Annotated in this window: 16 protein-coding genes; 8 read left to right on the top strand and 8 right to left on the bottom strand. The window is 59.2% G+C overall.

The genetic code is table 11. The annotated features are described in order from the left end of the window. Positions 1–27 precede the first annotated feature (27 nt). On the bottom strand, positions 28–1,149 hold the full coding sequence (locus ABD112_RS01920) for a GuaB3 family IMP dehydrogenase-related protein (protein ID WP_343922681.1): 1,122 nt from the start codon (positions 1,147–1,149) through the stop codon (positions 28–30). 97 nt (positions 1,150–1,246) lie between these two features. Between ABD112_RS01920 and ABD112_RS01915 the strand changes: the two genes are divergently transcribed. The 3 genes from ABD112_RS01915 to ABD112_RS01905 are packed head-to-tail and all read left to right on the top strand — an operon-like array spanning position 1,247 to position 3,634. Next, complete coding sequence (locus ABD112_RS01915; protein WP_343922679.1) at positions 1,247–1,921, top strand: TetR/AcrR family transcriptional regulator; 675 nt, start codon at positions 1,247–1,249, stop codon at positions 1,919–1,921. Next, on the top strand, positions 1,918–2,838 hold the full coding sequence (locus tag ABD112_RS01910) for an ABC transporter ATP-binding protein (protein ID WP_343922677.1): 921 nt from the start codon (positions 1,918–1,920) through the stop codon (positions 2,836–2,838). The genes ABD112_RS01915 and ABD112_RS01910 overlap by 4 nt, the downstream gene beginning before the upstream one ends. Further along, positions 2,828–3,634 (top strand): ABC transporter permease subunit, encoded by an 807-nt coding sequence (locus ABD112_RS01905; protein ID WP_343922675.1) that lies wholly within the window; start codon positions 2,828–2,830, stop codon positions 3,632–3,634. The genes ABD112_RS01910 and ABD112_RS01905 overlap by 11 nt, the downstream gene beginning before the upstream one ends. A gap of 120 nt (positions 3,635–3,754) precedes the next feature. Here the strand turns inward: ABD112_RS01905 and ABD112_RS01900 are convergent, their stop codons facing one another. Beyond that, positions 3,755–4,759: a TerC/Alx family metal homeostasis membrane protein gene (locus ABD112_RS01900; protein WP_343922673.1), complete on the bottom strand. Its 1,005-nt coding sequence runs from the start codon at positions 4,757–4,759 to the stop codon at positions 3,755–3,757. 201 nt (positions 4,760–4,960) lie between these two features. Next, positions 4,961–6,463, bottom strand: a complete 1,503-nt coding sequence (gene guaB, locus ABD112_RS01895; protein WP_343922671.1) for an IMP dehydrogenase — start codon at positions 6,461–6,463, stop codon at positions 4,961–4,963. Positions 6,464–6,742: 279 nt separating this feature from the next. On the opposite strand from guaB, the gene ABD112_RS01890 reads away from it, so the two are divergent. Genes ABD112_RS01890 through ABD112_RS01875 form a run of 4 tightly spaced genes read left to right on the top strand, consistent with a single transcriptional unit; the run spans position 6,743 to position 10,711 of the window. After that, on the top strand, positions 6,743–8,023 hold the full coding sequence (locus ABD112_RS01890; RefSeq protein WP_343922670.1) for a branched-chain amino acid ABC transporter permease: 1,281 nt from the start codon (positions 6,743–6,745) through the stop codon (positions 8,021–8,023). 9 nt (positions 8,024–8,032) lie between these two features. Beyond that, complete coding sequence (locus ABD112_RS01885) at positions 8,033–9,013, top strand: branched-chain amino acid ABC transporter permease (RefSeq protein ID WP_343922669.1); 981 nt, start codon at positions 8,033–8,035, stop codon at positions 9,011–9,013. Positions 9,014–9,032: 19 nt separating this feature from the next. Beyond that, on the top strand, positions 9,033–9,977 hold the full coding sequence (locus ABD112_RS01880) for an ABC transporter ATP-binding protein (RefSeq protein ID WP_425563788.1): 945 nt from the start codon (positions 9,033–9,035) through the stop codon (positions 9,975–9,977). Then, positions 9,974–10,711, top strand: a complete 738-nt coding sequence (locus ABD112_RS01875; RefSeq protein ID WP_343922667.1) for an ABC transporter ATP-binding protein — start codon at positions 9,974–9,976, stop codon at positions 10,709–10,711. The genes ABD112_RS01880 and ABD112_RS01875 overlap by 4 nt, the downstream gene beginning before the upstream one ends. Positions 10,712–11,081: 370 nt before the next feature. Here the strand turns inward: ABD112_RS01875 and ABD112_RS01870 are convergent, their stop codons facing one another. The 5 genes from ABD112_RS01870 to groES all read right to left on the bottom strand — a co-directional run bounded on the left by ABD112_RS01870 (position 11,082) and on the right by groES (position 16,630). Continuing rightward, entirely contained in the window at positions 11,082–12,359 is a 1,278-nt protein-coding gene (locus tag ABD112_RS01870; protein ID WP_343922666.1) for an ABC transporter substrate-binding protein, read from the bottom strand. 171 nt (positions 12,360–12,530) lie between these two features. Continuing rightward, the gene (locus tag ABD112_RS01865) at positions 12,531–13,787 is read right to left on the bottom strand and encodes an ABC transporter substrate-binding protein (protein WP_343922664.1); all 1,257 of its coding nucleotides are present in this window, start codon (positions 13,785–13,787) and stop codon (positions 12,531–12,533) included. Between the two features lie 130 nt (positions 13,788–13,917). Next, positions 13,918–15,207, bottom strand: a complete 1,290-nt coding sequence (locus tag ABD112_RS01860) for an ABC transporter substrate-binding protein (protein WP_343922662.1) — start codon at positions 15,205–15,207, stop codon at positions 13,918–13,920. Between the two features lie 57 nt (positions 15,208–15,264). Then, positions 15,265–16,212 (bottom strand): EamA family transporter RarD, encoded by a 948-nt coding sequence (gene rarD, locus ABD112_RS01855; protein ID WP_343922661.1) that lies wholly within the window; start codon positions 16,210–16,212, stop codon positions 15,265–15,267. Between the two features lie 121 nt (positions 16,213–16,333). Then, positions 16,334–16,630, bottom strand: a complete 297-nt coding sequence (gene groES, locus ABD112_RS01850; RefSeq protein ID WP_021809375.1) for a co-chaperone GroES — start codon at positions 16,628–16,630, stop codon at positions 16,334–16,336. 123 nt (positions 16,631–16,753) lie between these two features. Between groES and ABD112_RS01845 the strand changes: the two genes are divergently transcribed. After that, on the top strand, positions 16,754–17,941 hold the full coding sequence (locus ABD112_RS01845; protein ID WP_343922659.1) for a class I SAM-dependent methyltransferase: 1,188 nt from the start codon (positions 16,754–16,756) through the stop codon (positions 17,939–17,941). Positions 17,942–17,945 lie beyond the last annotated feature (4 nt).

The following is a 17,945-nucleotide window of genomic DNA, read 5'->3' as shown; positions in this document are numbered from 1 at the left end:
CTTCCGGAGAGCGGCCCTGCCAGTCAGTTACAGCGTGTTGTAGGGAGCGACGACGACGTCGACCCGTTGGAACTCTTTCAGGTCGGAGTAACCGGTTGTCGCCATCGAGCGACGCAGCGCACCGATGAGATTCGACTGGCCGTTCGCGTGCGACGAGGGTCCGTTGAGAATCTCGGCGAGCGGAGCAAGTTGCCCAACCTCGACACGGTTGCCACGGGGAAGCTCAGAGTGGTGCGCTTCTTGTCCCCAGTGCCAGCCTCCGCCGGGAGCTTCGGTTGCGCGGGCAAGAGCGCTACCGAGCATTACGGCATCCGCACCAACGGAGATTGCTTTCACAATGTCACCACTCGTGCCGAGACCGCCATCGGCGATTACATGAGCATAGCGGCCACCAGATTCGTCCATATAGTCGCGACGAGCGCCAGCAACATCAGCAACTGCTGTTGCCATCGGGGCGTGAATGCCGAGAGCGCTGCGTGTGGTGCTTGACGCTCCTCCGCCAAAGCCAACGAGCACGCCCGCGGCACCCGTGCGCATGAGGTGCAGCGCTGCCGTGTAGGTGGCGGCGCCTCCGACAATTACGGGTACGTCAAGTTCATAGATGAACTCTTTGAGGTTGAGGGGTTCGCTGGCCTTGGAGACGTGCTCAGCGCTGACCGTCGTGCCGCGGATGACGAAGAGGTCGACCCCAGCATCGAGTACAGTCTGGTGGAGTTCTTTCGTACGCTGCGGGCTGAGCGCGCCTGCGACGGGCACTCCGGCTTCGCGGATCTCGGCGAGCCGTTGAGTCACAAGCTCGGGCTTGATCGGCTCGGAGTACAACTGTTGCATTCGAGCGGTCGCCTGGTCGGCGGGGAGGCGGCGAATTTCTTCGAGCACTGGCTCAGGGTTCTCGTAGCGAGTCCAGAGGCCTTCGAGGTCGAGCACGCCAAGTCCGCCGAGTTTGCCCATCTCGATCGCGGTCGCCGGCGAAACCACTGAGTCCATGGGAGCGGCGATGACGGGAATGTCGAAGGTGTAGGCGTCAATCGTCCAGCTCACCGACACGTCACGCGGGTCTCGCGTGCGACGCGAGGGCACGATTGCAATGTCATCAAAGGAATAGACGCGGCGAGCGCGCTTGGCCCGGCCAATTTCGAAATCATTCACTGCTCCAGCCTACCCGGCTGACGATTGGGTGCGGCCGTCTGCACGCGGCGCGTGAACACTCTTGACGATAACTGAACGATCGTTTAGTTTGTTGAACATGCGTTCAGCTAAGGATGATTCCACGACGCGAGCTCGAATCCGCGATGCCGCGATCCTGCTCATCGGGCAGAAAGGGTTCGCCGCGACGAGCGCCCGCGCCGTGGCCGCTGAAGCCGGCGTCAGTGCCGGCCTCGTCATCCACCACTTCGGCGGCATGCGCCAGCTCAAGACTGCCTGCGACGACTTCATCATCACGGAGGTCGCCCGTCGAAAAACGGGGATGAGCGAGGGCGACGTCACTGCGAGCCTGAACGAGTGGTATTCAGACCTCGACGCCTACCAGCCATGGCTCAACTACCTGAGTCGACTGTTCACCGACGACTCTGATGCCGGTGCCGAACTTTTCGATCGCATCGTCACCATGACTGCGGGCATGCTCGAAGACGGTGTGTCCAGCCAGCAGATGCGGCCAAGCACCGACGCCCACGCCCGAGCGCTACTGCTCGTGACCCACAGTCTTGGCACCCTCATTCTGCAAAGCCATATCGCCCGCAGTCTCGACACCGCTCGGTTCAGCCTAGAAAGCCTGAGCCGCATGGGCAATGCCGCGCTTGAGATCTACACCGACGGGCTGTACGTCGACAGCGGTGTGCTCAACGCATCCCGTGACGCAGCAAGCGTCGCGCACCAGCACCAGGCTGAGAAAGGACAGGGCTCCGGCCCCACGTTATGACCTACGCAATAGAAACCAGGGCGCTCACCAAGCGCTATGGCCGGCACACCGCGCTCGATGGCATGGATCTCGCCGTGGAGACCGGCAGCGTGTTCGGCATGATCGGGCCCAACGGTGCCGGCAAAACCACAGCCATGCGGCTGCTCCTCGACATCATCCGCCCCACCTCGGGCGACGCCACCGTGCTGGGAGAATCTCCTCGAGCCGGAGGCGCAGCACTTCGCCGCCGAATCGGCTTCCTTCCCGGCGAGCTCATGCTCGAGGGGCGAGTAACCGGCCGCGCACTGCTCGCGCACTACGCAGACATCAGCGGCCCTGTGCCCGCCGGCCGCATCGATGAACTCGCGGAGCGGCTCGGGCTCGACCTCACGCGACACGTGCGCAAGCTCTCCAAGGGCAACAAGCAAAAGCTTGGCCTCGTTCAAGCGTTCATGCACGAGCCACCACTGCTCGTGCTCGACGAGCCAACAAGCGGACTCGACCCTCTCGTGCAGCAAGAATTTCTGACGATGGTGCGCGAGGCGCAGCACAAAGGGCAAACCGTGTTCCTCAGTTCGCACGTGCTCAGTGAAATTCAGACTGCAGCGGATCACGTTGCCGTCCTACGCAACGGAAAGATCGTCAAAGTTGGCGACGTCGCGACGCTGCGAGCGAGTGCTGTGCGCCGCGTCGTCGTCGACCTCACAGATGTCTCGGCCGACAGCATCCGCAACACCCTCGAAGCGCTGCCGCAACTGAATGACCTCACGGTTATGGACGGAGACATCGTTCACATCACCGGCACCGTCGAAGGGCACATCGATGCGCTCGTCAAGGCAATCGCGCCGTTCCACGTCGTAGACCTCCGAGTTGAGGAACAAGACCTCGAGTCATCGGTTATCAACCTCTACTCTTCAGAGGCGAACAATGACAACTAGCTTTCTGCCCCTACTGCGACGCAACCTTGCCGACTCTTGGCGAGGCACCCTCGGCTGGACGATCGGGTTTGTCGCGGCGATCATGCTCTACATCCCTCTGTACTCGTCATTCTCCGCCCAAGATACCGGATTCCAAGACCTGATCGACACCCTCCCCTCGGGGCTCGCAACAACTCTCGGTTTTCAAGATCTCACAAGCGGCGCCGGGTATGTTCAAGCGACGTTCCTCGGCCTCATCGGATTCGCACTGATGACCATCGCGGCAACACTCTGGAGTTCAGCGGCGATCGCCGGCGACGAAGAGTCAGGATCACTCGAGCTGACTCTCGCCCACGGCGTCTCCCGGGTGCAAATAATGGTCGAGCGCAGCTTGGCCGTCATCCTGCGACTGACGTGGCTCGCTGCAGTATCGGCGCTGCTCATCCTGGCGCTCAACGACTCCGCGGGAACCAAACTCGAACCCGCAAACATCGTCGGTGGATGCCTCGCCCTACTCGGACTCGGTGTTCTTGCCGCAAGCTTCGGGCTGGCGGTAGGCGCAATCACAGGACGGCGCTCATTCGCCAGCGCTTCCGCTGCGGGAATCGCGTTGCTCGGTTATGTGCTCAACTCCCTCGGCAACCAAAGTGCCGATGTTGATTGGCTGCACAACATCTCGCCATACGACTGGGCGTTCGGCAACTCACCGCTGCGCGACGGCGCAGACTGGGACTCACTCGGCCTCATCTACGGCATTTCGGTCGTCGTACTCGTGATTGGCGGCATCGCGTTCAACCGCCGAGACGTCTCCGCCTAACCAGAACCTCGCAAGGCAGCACGGGAAACCCAAGGAAACGAACTCACCCTCTGAAACGAAACGCGCGAGCAACGCGGCCGTGACCGGAGCGCAAATCAGACCCCTTTCGTGACCAGGTGGCTAGCTTGCCTGTCCGGAGCGGGGCGGATCCTCCGCGGTCAGCGAGCCCGCATGGGCGCGCGCGGTGGGGTCCATTCGGACCTTGATTATGCTGGCGATCGAGGTCACGGTCAAGACGACAGCGATGACGATAAGGCTGAAGTTGGTGCTGATCTCCGGCACACGGTCGTCGATGCCGTGCCCCCAGTGCAGAACCAGTTTCACACCGATGAAGGCCAGGATGAGCGCCAGTCCTGTGGAGAGGTAGACCAGCCGGTCCAGAAGGCCTTTGACGAGGAAGAAGAGCGCCCGCAGCCCCAGCAACGCAAAAGCGTTGGCGGTGAATACGATGTATGGTTCGTCGGTAATGCCGAAGATCGCTGGGATCGAGTCGAGAGCGAACAACAGGTCGGTGCTGCCGATTGCCAGCAGCACGATGAAAAGTGGGGTCACTGCGCGGCGGCCGGCGCTGCGCGTGAACAATCGACCGCCTTCATATTCCTTGGTGACGGTCAGGCCGCGGCGGGCCACCCGGACCAGCACATTGTCGTGCACGTCAGGGTCGACGTTGCGGTGCCGGTAAAGCTGCACGGCCGTCACGACTAACACCAGACCGAAGATCAGGAACATGAAAGAGAATAGCGAGAGCAGTACGGCCCCTAATGCGATGAAGATCGCTCGCATAACCAGGGCCATCGCTATACCGAAGATCAGAACCTTCTGCTGGTACTTCTCCGGGACGGCAAAGGTCGACATAATGATCACGAAAACGAAGAGATTGTCGATGGACAGGCTCTTCTCTACGATATAACCGGCGAAGTATTCCGCACCGAAGCCCCAGCCCACCTGCGCGGCAAAAACCAGACCGAAGGCGATCGCTACGGCGATGTAGAGGATTGATGAAATTGCCGCTTCGCGGAACTTGACGACATGCGGCCGAGCAGCAGCTAGGCCTAGGTCGAGAGCTAGTAGCCCCAGAATGAGCCCGATGGTGAGCGTCCAACGGAGCGCAGTGACTTCGAGCATGGGTGGCCTTTCTGCCGTCAGTCGAGAATGCCTCTGGCGTTCACTCCGCGATGGTCACCAAAAACACAATCCGGCAATGTGAACACGCACAGTGAGTCGTCTACCCACACATTATGTCGCCAGCGTAGCTGAGCCGGCGCAGAAAGTCTCGTCCCGGTTCCTGATCAACCTCAGCCGATCGGTGGATCAGCGGATCGCAGCCTAGCTGCGGTAGTTGGGTGCCTCGACGACCATCTGGATGTCGTGGGGGTGTGACTCTTTCAGCCCGGCGGCGGTGATCCGCACGAACTTGCCCTTCATCTGCAACTCTTCGATAGTGCGGGCGCCCGTGTAGAACATCGACTGTCGTAAGCCGCCGAGCAACTGGTACATCACCGTGGAGACGGGGCCGCGATAGGGAACCTGGCCTTCGATGCCTTCGGGGATCAGCTGATCATCGGAAGGAACATCCGCCTGGAAGTAGCGGTCTCGTGAGTACGAGGTTTTCTTGCCGCGGGTTTGCATCGCACCGAGCGAACCCATTCCGCGGTAGCTCTTGAACTGCTTGCCATTGAGGAAGATGAGGTCGCCGGGGCTCTCGTCTGTTCCCGCGAGAAGCGAGCCGAGCATCACGGTGTCTGCACCCGCAACGAGTGCCTTGGCGATATCGCCCGAATACTGAAGTCCACCGTCTGCGATGACCGGGATGCTTGCCTCGCGAGCAGCGAGTGACGCCTCGTAGACGGCAGTCACCTGCGGAACTCCGACGCCCGCAACCACGCGGGTGGTGCAAATGGAGCCGGGGCCAACGCCGACCTTGACAGCATCCACACCGGCATCGATGAGCGCTTGAGCTCCCGAGCGAGTGGCGACGTTTCCGCCGACGATGTCGATGGCATCGAACGAAGAGTCAGCCTTGAGACGACGAACGATGTCGATCACGCCAGCAGACTCACCGTTGGCGGTGTCAACGACGATGAGGTCAACGCCGGCATCGCGCAGTCGCTCGGCGCGCTCCCACGCATCGCCGAAGAATCCAATCGCGGCACCTACACGCAGTCGGCCTTCCTCGTCTTTCGTAGCGTTGGGGTACTGATCGGTCTTCTCGAAATCTTTGACAGTGATGAGACCGATGAGCTTGTCGTTGTCGTCAACGAGCGGGAGCTTCTCGATCTTGTGCTTGTTGAGGAGAGCAATCGCCCCGTCACGGTCTATGCCAACTCGGGCCGTGATCAGCGGCATGGTCGTCATGACATCGCGAACCAGCGTCGAGTCCATGTCTTGCGGCTCGATGAACCGCATGTCGCGGTTGGTGACGATTCCGACGAGCGTTCCGTCCTCTTCGATGACGGGAACACCGGAAATCCGAAACTGGCCACATAGGGCGTCGACCTCGGCCAAAGTCGCTTGTTGCGTAGTTGTTACAGGATTGGTAATCATGCCCGATTCACTGCGCTTTACCTTGTCAACGAAAGCGGCCTGATCGTCGATCGACAGGTTGCGGTGAAGCACCCCGAGACCACCATTTCGAGCCATGGCGATCGCCATTCGCGCCTCTGTAACCGTGTCCATCGCCGATGAAATAAGGGGCGAAGATAGCCGAATCCTGCGGGTGAGACGTGAACTGGTGTCAGCATCGCTCGGAATCACATCAGTATGACCGGGCAAAAGCATTACGTCGTCATAAGTAAGTCCGACGAAACCGAAAGGGTCAGGCTGTTCCATGTTAAATCTTCCTCGCACCAGTAGCGTGAAACCGGCGATCTTGTGTTAAATCTGCGGCCAATCAATATTAACGGGTTTCCTGCCTGAACATTCCCCCGCATAATGGCTTCACCGCTTTGTACCCGACAAGCACTTGTGTGTCGGACGCAATCGGCCGGTGTCGTCAATGCCGTCGACACATCAGAACCCGCGGGATTCTTGATTCCGTTTGGGTCCCTTTCTGGAGGTCCTGTGAACACAGCGGAATATCGCCGCACTCGGCGGAAAAATCGGCGGGGAGTGCTTGTCGCACTCATCGTTGCTCTCTCCGCTGCCTTCTCTCTGATGGCCATGCCCGCTATGGCCGACGAGGTTAACGTCGACGAATACGACAACAGCATCATCGGTAACGTCAAGCTCGAAAGCGTGCCGTTGGAGGGCGTGCTTCTCACCATCGCTGGTGGCGGCTACGAAGTTGAAGTAGTCACGGATGCCGACGGCCAATGGAAAGTCGGCGTACCCGACGGTGACGAATTCAGCGTCACGCTCGACGAAAACACGCTGCCTGAGGGCATCGCAGTTATCGATGAAGTCGGCGATGATGACACCCCCAACGTCAAAGAAGCCATGATCGGGCCAAGCGGTTCGACAGTGATGAACTTCTTTATCGGTCGTGGTGAGCGCAATGTTGTCAGCTTCGTTGACCAACTTGTCGAACGCCTCGTCAACGGCCTCAACTTCGGGCTCATGCTCGGACTTGCCGCGATCGGCATCTCGCTCGTCTACGGAACCACCGGGCTATCCAACTTCGCTCACGCCGAAATGGTGACCTTTGGCGCGGTGATGGCGCTAATTGTCTCGGTCGATCTTGGCCAACCGGTTTGGTTTGCGATACCCATGGCTGTGCTACTGAGCGCCGGCTTTGGCTGGGCGCTCGACGCCGGCCTGTGGAAACCGTTGCGCAAGAAGGGCGTGGGCATCGTCCAGCTCATGATCGTCTCGATCGGTCTTTCGCTGGCACTTCGTTACACGTTCCAGTACTTCCGCGGTGGCGGAACAGAACAACTGCCCGGCTCTAACTCCCCCGACATCCCACTCTTTGGATCGGTGTCGCTCAGTCAGACCAACATGATCAGCATGGTCATCAGCATCGTCGTGATCGTGATCTTCGCTTGGTGGTTGGTGAAGACCAAGATCGGCAAGGCAACTCGTGCAGTCTCTGACAACCCGTCGCTTGCCGCCGCATCCGGTATCGATGTCGACCAAGTAGTTCGGGTTGTCTGGATTCTCGCAGCAGCCATGGCCGGCCTTGCCGGTGTGCTGTGGGCCTACTTCCGCCCGGGAATCCGCTGGGATATGGGCGCGCAGATCCTTCTGCTCGTGTTCGCCGCAGTCACCCTGGGTGGTCTGGGAACAGCATTCGGAGCACTAGTTGGCTCGATCATCGTCGGAGTCCTCGTTGAGACGTCGAGTCTCTTCATTCCATCCGACTTGAAGTATGTGGGTGCGCTCGGCGTGCTCATCATCGTCTTGTTGTTCAGACCGCAGGGCATCCTCGGTCGCTCTGAGAGAATAGGTTAGGGGCCGCACATGGATATTCTGCAAATTCTCTCCAATACCGGGTCATCACTCATTGCACCCGCAACGATCGGCTACGCCCTCGCGGCGCTCGGTCTTGCGCTGCACTTCGGTTTCACCGGTTTGCTCAACATGGGTATCGCCGCCTTCATGGCGATCGGCGCTTACGGCTATGCGATCTCAATCCTCACCTTCGGTTTTCCGTGGTGGGGCGGCATGCTCGTCGGTGTCGGCGGCTCGCTCGTGTTCGCGCTCATCCTGGGAATTCCGACGCTGCGACTGCGCGGTGACTACCTGGCAATCGTGACGATCGCGGCGGCCGAGGTCGTGCGCCTGTTGTTCCTGACGACAACGTTTGACAAGTACACCGGGTCTGCCGATGGACTGAGCGGCTACCACGACAGCTTCCGTGCGTTCAACCCGATCCCCGATGGCACCTACGGTTTCGGCCCATGGGTGTATAACGCAAACGGATGGTGGGTGCGCATCTTCGGCATCACGATTTTGGTCATCGCGATGCTCATCCTGTGGTCTGTCATGCGCAGCCCCTGGGGTCGTGTCATTAAGGGAATCCGTGAAGACGAGGATGCCGTGCGCGCCCTCGGCAAGAACGTGTTCTCCTACAAGCTGCAGTCGCTGATGCTTGGTGGAGTCTTCGGGGCCATGGGTGGCATCGTGTACGCCCTCCCCGCATCCGTGAACCCCGGTGTGTATGTGACGTCGCTGACGTTCTTCGTGTACACCGCACTGCTGCTCGGTGGTGCCGCAACAATCTTTGGACCCGTGATCGGTTCGGTCATCTTCTGGGGCGTTCAAGTTCTGCTGAGCAACCTGCTTCCCGCTCTGGTCAACATTGGTGTCCTGCCGTTCATGACCACGACGCAGTCGCAAACGGTGCGTTTCATCCTTGTCGGTATCGCGCTGATGTTGCTCGTGATCTATCGACCGCAGGGCATCCTCGGCAATAAGAAGGAGCTGACCTTTGTCAAATAAAGACACACCGGCTGCACCGGTGCAACGCGAAAAGACGACGGGGCTCCACAAGGGCGATATCGCTCCGGGAGTTGCCAAGGTCGACCCGATCATCATTGCTGATGGAGTTCGTCGCACGTTCGGTGGACTCACCGCGGTCGACGTTGACCACATTGAGATCCCTCGGAATGCGATCACCGCACTGATTGGTCCGAACGGTGCTGGCAAGACGACACTGTTCAACCTTCTGACCGGGTTCGACAAGCCCGACGAAGGTAAGTGGACCTTCAACGGCCACGCCCTTGCCGGGATGGGCGCACACAAAGTGGCCCGCTTGGGTCAAGTGCGCACCTTCCAGCTGACGAAAGCTCTCGGGCTTTTGACGGTTCTCGAGAACATGAAACTCGGCGCCAAGGACCAGATCGGGGAAAACATTTTCCGCGGCATGATCCCGAAGCTCTGGCGCAAGCAAGAGGCCGAGATTGAAGCACGCGCCGAGGTTCTGCTCAAGAAGTTCAAGCTCGACACCAAGTCGTCAGACTTCGCTGCCAGCCTTTCTGGAGGACAGCGCAAGCTGCTCGAGATGGCACGCGCTCTGATGAGCGAGCCAACGCTTGTGATGCTTGACGAACCGATGGCAGGCGTCAACCCGGCGCTCACGGAGTCGCTGCTCGACCACATCCTCGACTTGAAGGAAGAGGGTATGACTGTGCTCTTCGTCGAGCACGACATGCACATGGTTCGCCACATCGCCGACTGGGTGATTGTGATGGCCGAAGGCAAGGTAGTAGCAGAGGGCCCGCCAGACGAGGTCATGAAGAACAAAGCCGTGATCGACGCCTACCTCGGTTCGCACCAAGATGTCGACCTCGGTATTGTCACCGGTCGCATCGAGGGTGAGCTGAACACGGCTGCGATCGATCTGGCTGCTGAGGTCAAAGAAATCGACTCCACTATCGCTAAGCGCAAGGAGCCCCGCAAGTGAATGCAATTCCCACCGAGAATGCCGTAGTCCACGTCAAGGACCTCACCGCAGGCTACCTTCCCGGAGTCGACATTCTGAACGACTGCAACCTGGTCGCAAACCCGGGTGAGCTCATCGGGATCATCGGGCCCAACGGCGCCGGCAAGTCGACACTGCTCAAAGCCATCTTTGGCCAAGTGCAGGTACGCGGCGGGTCGATCACGCTGAACGGTGATGACATCACGGGGCTCAAGGCCAACAAGCTCGTGGCACGCGGTGTGGGTTTTGTGCCACAGAACAACAACGTGTTCCCTAGCCTGACGATCGCAGAGAACCTTCAGATGGGGCTCTACCAGAACCCCAAAATCTTTGACGAGCGGCTTGACTTTGTTGTCGGCATCTTCGGCGAACTCAAATCGCGGCTCAAGCAACGCGCCGGTTCGCTGTCGGGCGGTGAACGTCAAATGGTCGCGATGTCGCGTGCACTCATGATGGACCCGCACGTGCTGCTGCTCGACGAGCCATCCGCTGGTTTGTCTCCTGTGAAGCAAGACGAAGCGTTCATTCGTGTTTCGGAGATCAACAAGGCCGGCGTCACTACGATCATGGTTGAGCAGAATGCACGACGCTGCCTACAGATCTGTGACCGCGGCTACGTTCTCGACCAGGGCAAGGATGCCTACGAAGGCACCGGGCGCGAGCTCCTGAACGACCCCAAGGTCATCGGTCTGTACCTCGGTACGCTCGGCACCTAAACCAGTAGCGCTCAGCACCGCCACAAAATGCCGCGTCCGGATTCGTCCGGGCGGGGCAGTGTGCGTTAACGCCACGACGGCCGCACTCGGGATCGGGTCGAGTCAAGTCAGACGCTGTGTCGGCCAAACATTGGCACCCTCAAGGCGCTGTATGCCACCCTGAGCGCCGTTAGCAGCGCGAGACGGCGAAGACGCTCATCCGCGCCGCAATGAGGCGCCTACAAGGGCAGCTGACGCAGTTTCAGGTTTATCAGCAACTGCTAGCGCTCTGTGAAACTGCTTCAGCATCCGCTACAGGTGCGTGAGCGCGCGAAAAAGGCCCCAACCCTGTGCGGGTTGGGGCCTTTCTCTTAGCGAGTATTAGAGGTTATTAGCCCTTGTACGCGCTGTAGGTGTTGTCGTCACCGTACTGGTAGATACCAACCTTGGCCTCGGTGGGGTCACCGAGTTCATCGAAGGAGATCGGACCAGAGATGCCGTCGTAGTCAGCTACGCCGCCACCATTGATGATGTCTGCACAGTCGGCGAAGGTGGTGCACTTCTCGCCGTTACCCGAACCACCCGATACTTCCTGCAGCTTCTCTGCGATTGCTGCGGAGTCGGTTGAACCGGCTGCGAGCGATGCGAGAGCGAGCAAGATGACCGAGTCGAACGACTCTGCTGCGTAGCTGAACTCGGTGAGCTCAGGCTGACCCGATCCCACGTAGAACTCGCTGAGCGCAGAAGTGAATTCTGCGATCGTGTCGACGCTCAGACCCGGAAGGGTTCCCTTGGCGCCGGTGAGGGTGCCAGGAGCCAACTCGTCACTGAAGTTCGCGAGGTTGCCGTCTACGAAGTAGAGGTTCTCCGCCGGGAAGCCGCTGACGATGCTCGGAAGCATGGTCGAAACTTCTTCGAAGGTGATCAGTGCGATGGCATCAGGGTCAGAAGCAAGAACTTCTGAAATCTGAGCATCGAACGTGGTGTCACCGGTGTTGTAAGTGGGCTGTGAAACAACTTCACCACCGGCTGCTTCGAATGCTTCCTGCGTGAACTTAGCAAGGCCGGTTCCGTAGGAGTCGTTGAGGACGATCATGCCGAGGGTCTCGTGACCATCAGCAGCGATCAGGTTACCCAGAACCTCACCCTGGAGCACGTCGGAAGGAGCGGTACGGAAGTACAGGCCCTTGTCGTCGTACGTCGTGAATGCGGCCGAGGTGTTTGCCGGCGAGAACTGGATTACTCCAGCGCCAACAACCTGGTCAATGAACTGAAGCGAAACACCTGAGGATGCTGCGCCAAGAATGGCCGAAACATCTTCATTGAGCAGACGAGGAATTTCAGTCTCGTATGCCTTGTTATCGGTGTCACCGGAGTCACCCTGAATCAGTTCGACCTGGATGCCTGCATCGGCTTCGTTAACCTGAGCAGCTGCGTACTCGGTTCCTGCGATCTCGGGCGGGCCGAGGAACGCGAGGTTACCGGTTACGGGGAGTGCCGTTCCCAGCTTCAGCGAAAGTTCGCCGCCGTCGCCGCCGGAAGGTGTTTCCCCTCCGTCTGTTGCACAGCCAGCCAGTACCAGTGCACTTGCACCGACAATGGCGAGACTGCTCAACAGGGTCCGCTTGGACCGTGATGGGGAGGCCGTAGCCTTCGCGAATACGCTCATGTTGCTCCTTGCGTTTCGAATGTGTTCAGGAATCAAATGTGGCACTACGTTGTCACCACACTGTCAAGCTATGCCCACTCGGGACGTCCGCACAATACGTCTGTACTACAGCCTTGTAACACTCTTGGGAATCGTTACCATTCGTAGACTCTTCTGAAACGCAGATGTTACTCAGTTAATCCGGGCGTACACGTTGTCGCTACCGTATTGGTAGATCCCAATAATGGCGTCCTGGGGATCGCCATTGTCGCTAAGGGTTATTGGGCCCGAAACACCGTCGTAATCCACGATCCCGCCATCAAGGATGATCTTCGCGGCATCCGCAAAATTCGTCACGACTTCGCCTTCGCCAGAGCCACCAGAGACTTCTTGAAGCTTGCTCGCAATCCCTTCACCCGAGACCTCCTGCGAAGCCAAGGCTGCGAGGCTTGCCAAGATCACGGCGTCATAGCTCTCTGCCGCGTAGCTGAAGTCCTTTAAGCTCGGATTGACCTCCAAGAGCCGGTCGGTGAACTCAGAAATCGTAGATATTTCTAGCCCCGGATGTGTGACGATCGAACCCGTCAGGCTCCCCGCAGCAAATCCTGAACCACGCTCGCCCAACGAAAGACCACTAAAGAAAAGCTGATCGCCCGAGTAGCCCGCGGCAATGAACGCCTTGGCAATCTTCTCTGCCTGCGTCGTGCCGAGAATCGCTACGGCATCCGGCTTCGCTGCAATCGCCTCAGCGATTTGGTCGTCAAGGCCCGTTGCCTTGTCGTCAATAGTCTCCTCGACGATGACTTCGCCGCCACCGCGCTGGAAGGTTTCCCCGACCGCACGCGGCAAGAGCGGACCACAGAGTACGTCCTCCGACAGGATCGCGATTGAGCCGTCGATTCGTTCGGCCATCTCGGCTCCCAGAGCGGAACCTTCGAGCGCGCAGGAAGGCGAAGTGCGCCAGTAGAGCATGCTGTCGCCATAGGTGGAGAAGTCGGGCGAATCATTCGCCGGCGAAATCTCGACAACACCGGCGCCGGTGATCTTGTCGATCACTTTCTTCGAGACACCGTTCGACAGGCCTCCAATAATTACGGTGGCTCGGGCAGCGAGCAGTTCAGTCACGGCATCCTCCGCCGTCGTACCCGTGGAATCACCGGAATCCTGAGTTTCGACGTTTACCGTGAGCATCGCGTTTGCATCGTTGACGTCTTGTGCCGCCAAGGCAATTGCTGCTGAAACGGCTGGAGCAAACTTTTTGAGTGACCCTGACTCCGGCACCAGAGCACCAATAGTGAGGGTCAAATCTTTGGGCGCGATGGCCTCTTTCGGAGCTTCTGCGTCCGCGCATCCGCTCAGCACAAGTACCGCCGCGAGAACGCCAGCAACTGCCGTGAACCCACGACGGGTTCGCAGCGACACGCGTGATCCAACGGGTATGGATGTCATCACAGTCGCTCCTATCTACCGCCGGAAACAAAAAGCGGCATTGTTACGGTAGTGGGCAAACCACAAAAGACGAACTCAGGGAACCCAATTTGTCGCCGAACGAGTGCCCCCAATACGGGCGGCACTCGTTTTAGCCGACGACAGATCCGCTCTTAAAAACGAATTTGTTCTCGCCGTCGTAGGTGTAATAACCCCAGTATCCGGGCTCAATATCGCCGCCTGGCGTGAAGTTCACCGTTCCGGAAACGCCGTCATAGTCAATATCGTTGCTAGTTTTCAGCACTTCACGGCACTCAGTGAAACTCAGGCATTTCACGCCACCTTTGGAGACGTCATAAAGGGAACCCGCAATCGCCTCCCCCGCATCGTCTTGCGCGACGATCGCGGCGAGAGCAGCCAGCATCGTGGCGTCATAGGCCTCCATCGCATAGCGGTAGCTGGTCAGCTTCGAATTGCTCGCCTTGAGAGTCGCGATGAAGGCCTTCGATGGCTGCGCGCCTTCAATCACTCCTCGCACGCCCTTCAGGGTGCCATTCTTAAACGATTGCGAATAGTCGCCAGTGTTGAGAGAGGTGAGCCACAACTTCGAACCCTTGTAGCCTGCAGCCACGATCTTGCCAATTGCAGCCTTTGTCGCCTTGACCGAGCCATACGTCGACCCGACGACGACAACATCAGGTTGCGCCTTTTTGAGGCTGGCAATGATCGAATCAAAGTTGGTAGTCGAGCTGGAAAAGGCTTCATCTGCGACAAGCTCGCTGTCGTAATCCGCGAGCGCCGTGACGAAAGTGTCGTGTAGGGCTGTGCCCTCATCGTCGGCAACATAAACGTAGGCAATGCGCTGCGTGGTGTCCCCACCAGCGAGTTCCTCCGCTAGGGCATGCCCCTGCTGGTCATAGGCGGGAATCGTGCGGAAGAAGTATCCGTCGTCAAAAACATCAGTGAGTGCGGAGAACGTTGCCGCAGGAGAGATGACGGGAATTTTGGCATCGATTGCCAACGGGATAGCGCGCTGAGCGAGAGCCGACGACGATGGCCCAATAACCACATCCACCTTCTTCGACACCAACGTTTTGAACGACGTTTCCAGCTTGGTGGTCTTTGCCTCACCAGAGTCAACGCTCACTACCGTGACCGGTTCGCCGTTCACTCCACCGGCAGCATTGATCTCCTTGACCGCCGCCGCCACACCGGCAGTTTGAGCAGCAGCCAAGAATGAGAACATACCGCTCGTCGGAAAGATAGTGCCCACTCGCAGCACACCGTCACCAGCAGGAGTCACGACCGGAGTCGGAGTAGGCGATGCCGCAGGAGTGAAAACCGGTGTGGCTGTCGGGGCAGGCGAACTGCACGCCGCAAGGGCTACTACGACAACTGATGCCGCAACGATCAGACGTCGAGTCGCGCGAAAGCTCGTCATTGACTTACCTCTCTCGGAGCCGCGATCTTCGGGCGATCACGCACCTTCACAGGAATACTACGGTGCCCCCGGAGCGTCCGATGGCGAACCTAGCCGAATGCGAGAAGAGTGACGGAAGAGATCGAAGGTGAGGATTGCCAGCGCCACCCACACAATTGCGAAGCCCAACCAGCGTTCTGGCGGCATCGCCTCATGGAAAACGAAGACACCGACGACCAACTGCAAGATGGGCGCCAAGTACTGCGCAAGTCCCATGTAGGTGAGAGGCAGACGGCGGGCTGCTGCGGCGAACAGGATCAGCGGAATCGCCGTGATCGCGCCCAAGAACAAAGTCAATACCGTGTGACCGGTGCTGACAGAGCCCACCGAGAGAGTGCCGTTTGCGCTCAACACGAGCAGAACAACAATCGCAATGGGCGTCAAGAATGCTGTCTCGACCGCTAGGCCGCCCAACGCATCCGCTTTTGGCCCGACGCTCTTTTTCACGAGACCGTAAAGACCAAAGCTGAAGGCCAGACCCAACGCGATCCACGGAAAACTGCCGTAGCCGATGGCAAGAACGAGCACGGCAAGAGCGCTTATGCCGAGGGCAACCCATTGCAGCGGACGCAACCGTTCGCGCAGAATGATCACGCCGAGCAACACCGTGACGATCGGGTTGGTGAAGTAGCCCAATGACGCTTCCACAATGTGACCATTGAGGCTGGCGTACACGTAGATCAGCCAGTTGATGACGACAAGCACTCCGGCAAGACCGAGGCTCCAGAAAGTCTTGCGGTCACGGATGATGACCAAAACGCGCACATAGCCGCGGGTGACCAGCAGAAGAGCCGCACAAAAAACGAGCGACAAGACGATGCGCCAGGCCACGATTTCAATCGCGCCCGACTCTTTGAGAGAGAAGAACACGATCGGCATCGCGCCCCACAAAACGTAGGCGGATACTGCGAACCCGAGGCCGCTCGGCGATACGCGATCAGTTGCGTGAGAAGTCGTGGTCACCACTAAAGCTTAGGGCTGCGCTGGGGCTCCCTATGACATCCAGACAATACGAAAGCCCAAGGCCGGAGCCTTGGGCTTTCGTGTAGCCGAACAGTGACGTTCGGCGAGGATTTAGGTAGTCGCGTTAGCGAACAACCACAGCGAGCACGTCGCGAGCCGACAGAACGAGCAGGTCGTCTCCGCCGTACTTCACTTCGGTTCCGCCATACTTGGAGTAGATGACCTTGTCACCTACGGCGATATCGAGAGGCACGCGGTTTCCGTTGTCATCGATGCGACCGGGACCTACGGCGACTACTTCGCCCTCTTGGGGCTTCTCTTTCGCAGTGTCAGGAATGACGAGCCCAGACGCGGTGGTCTGTTCTGCATCGACCTGCTTGATAACAATGCGATCTTCGAGCGGCTTAATGGACACCGACACGTGGGACCTCTTTCTAAAGTTCTTGGGTTGGCACACTCCCTGTAGGAGTGCCAGATCAACTATACGGCTTGGTTGGCACTCGATCAACGTGAGTGCCAATACGGATGCGGATACGGTTAGAGAATGAATCAGAGCGAATTGCGAGAGCTGCTTTCGACCGAGGGCCTTCGCCTGCTTGACTCACTTCCGGTCTGGCAATCGAACGACGAAATCGTGCGAACCGTCGCCGAACTCCGCAAGGCCGGCCACAGCGCCGGACTCGTTGCAGCAGTACTCAGTCAGTCAAAACTGCGCGCAAAAGCCGCAAGCAAGTTTGGTCCATTTGCAGAGCGGATGCTCTTCACCGAAGCCGGCCTCGAACAAGCAACCCGACTCTCCGTTGCCTCTCTGCACGCAGGCCGTTTTAGCGCCGCCGGGGTGAAGTGGGTCGCCGATCTCGGCTGCGGCATCGGAGCTGATGCGCTCGCCATCGCAGGCCTCGACCTCAACGTCACCGCGGTAGAACGCGATGAAACCACCGCAGCGATCGCGAGCTACAACCTAGCGCCGTGGAGCAACGCACAAGTCGTACACGGCGATGCGGAATCCGCAGACCTCACCGGCATCGATGGCATCTACCTTGATCCAGCACGGCGAGACGCCCGCGTTCGCCTCACCAACCCCGCCGACTGGACACCGTCACTCGACTTCGCGTTCGGCCTAGCCGAGCGCTACCCCACCGGAATCAAGCTCGGCCCAGGTGTCGACCGCGCTCTAATCCCCGACAGCGCCGAAGCCCAATGGGTGTCCGTCGGGCGCGAAGTCGTCGAACTCGGACTCTGGTTTGGCGCAGTTGCCCGCCCCGGCATCCGGCGCGCAGCGCTCGTGATCGGAGAACACGGCACCGCCGAGATGACGGCAGCCACCGACAGCGCGGACGAAGCCGCTGGGGAACTCGGTCAGTACCTGTTCGAACCTGACGGCGCCGTCATCCGCGCACGCCTCATTGGCGACCTCGCCCGGCAGTTGAACGGCCGGATGCTCGATACCTCGATCGCCTACTTCAGCGCGGATACCGCTGCAGCCTCGCCCTTCGCTACGTGCTTCGAGATAGTGGCCGACTTTCCCCTCGACAAGCGGTCGCTGAAAAAAGAACTCGCTGCGCGCAAAATCGGCACCCTGGAAATCAAAAAGCGCGGGGTTGATATCGACCCCGCGACTTTTCGAACATCGCTCTCGCTCAAAGGCGAGAACAGCGCAACACTTATTCTGACGCGCGTTGCGGGCAAACGCCGGGCGCTGCTTGCACAGCGCGTGACGCCTAACCGCTAAGCAC

Origin of the sequence: Rhodoglobus aureus, assembly GCF_039527955.1 — a bacterium.
Taxonomy (GTDB): Bacteria; Actinomycetota; Actinomycetes; order Actinomycetales; family Microbacteriaceae; genus Rhodoglobus; species Rhodoglobus aureus.
The sequence above is the reverse complement of the archived record's forward strand: the minus strand, read 5'-3'. Positions and strand labels throughout refer to the sequence as shown.

Excerpts from the sequence above, each read along its gene's own strand:
- ABD112_RS01915 (WP_343922679.1), top strand. The coding sequence starts at position 1,247 with ATGCGTTCAGCTAAGGATGATTCCACGACGCGAGCTCGAATCCGCGAT.
- ABD112_RS01910 (WP_343922677.1), top strand. The coding sequence starts at position 1,918 with ATGACCTACGCAATAGAAACCAGGGCGCTCACCAAGCGCTATGGCCGG.
- ABD112_RS01905 (WP_343922675.1), top strand. The coding sequence starts at position 2,828 with ATGACAACTAGCTTTCTGCCCCTACTGCGACGCAACCTTGCCGACTCT.
- ABD112_RS01900 (WP_343922673.1), bottom strand. The coding sequence starts at position 4,759 with ATGCTCGAAGTCACTGCGCTCCGTTGGACGCTCACCATCGGGCTCATT.
- guaB (WP_343922671.1), bottom strand. The coding sequence starts at position 6,463 with ATGGAACAGCCTGACCCTTTCGGTTTCGTCGGACTTACTTATGACGAC.
- ABD112_RS01885 (WP_343922669.1), top strand. The coding sequence starts at position 8,033 with ATGGATATTCTGCAAATTCTCTCCAATACCGGGTCATCACTCATTGCA.
- ABD112_RS01870 (WP_343922666.1), bottom strand. The coding sequence starts at position 12,359 with ATGAGCGTATTCGCGAAGGCTACGGCCTCCCCATCACGGTCCAAGCGG.
- ABD112_RS01865 (WP_343922664.1), bottom strand. The coding sequence starts at position 13,787 with ATGACATCCATACCCGTTGGATCACGCGTGTCGCTGCGAACCCGTCGT.
- ABD112_RS01860 (WP_343922662.1), bottom strand. The coding sequence starts at position 15,207 with ATGACGAGCTTTCGCGCGACTCGACGTCTGATCGTTGCGGCATCAGTT.
- ABD112_RS01845 (WP_343922659.1), top strand. The coding sequence starts at position 16,754 with ATGAATCAGAGCGAATTGCGAGAGCTGCTTTCGACCGAGGGCCTTCGC.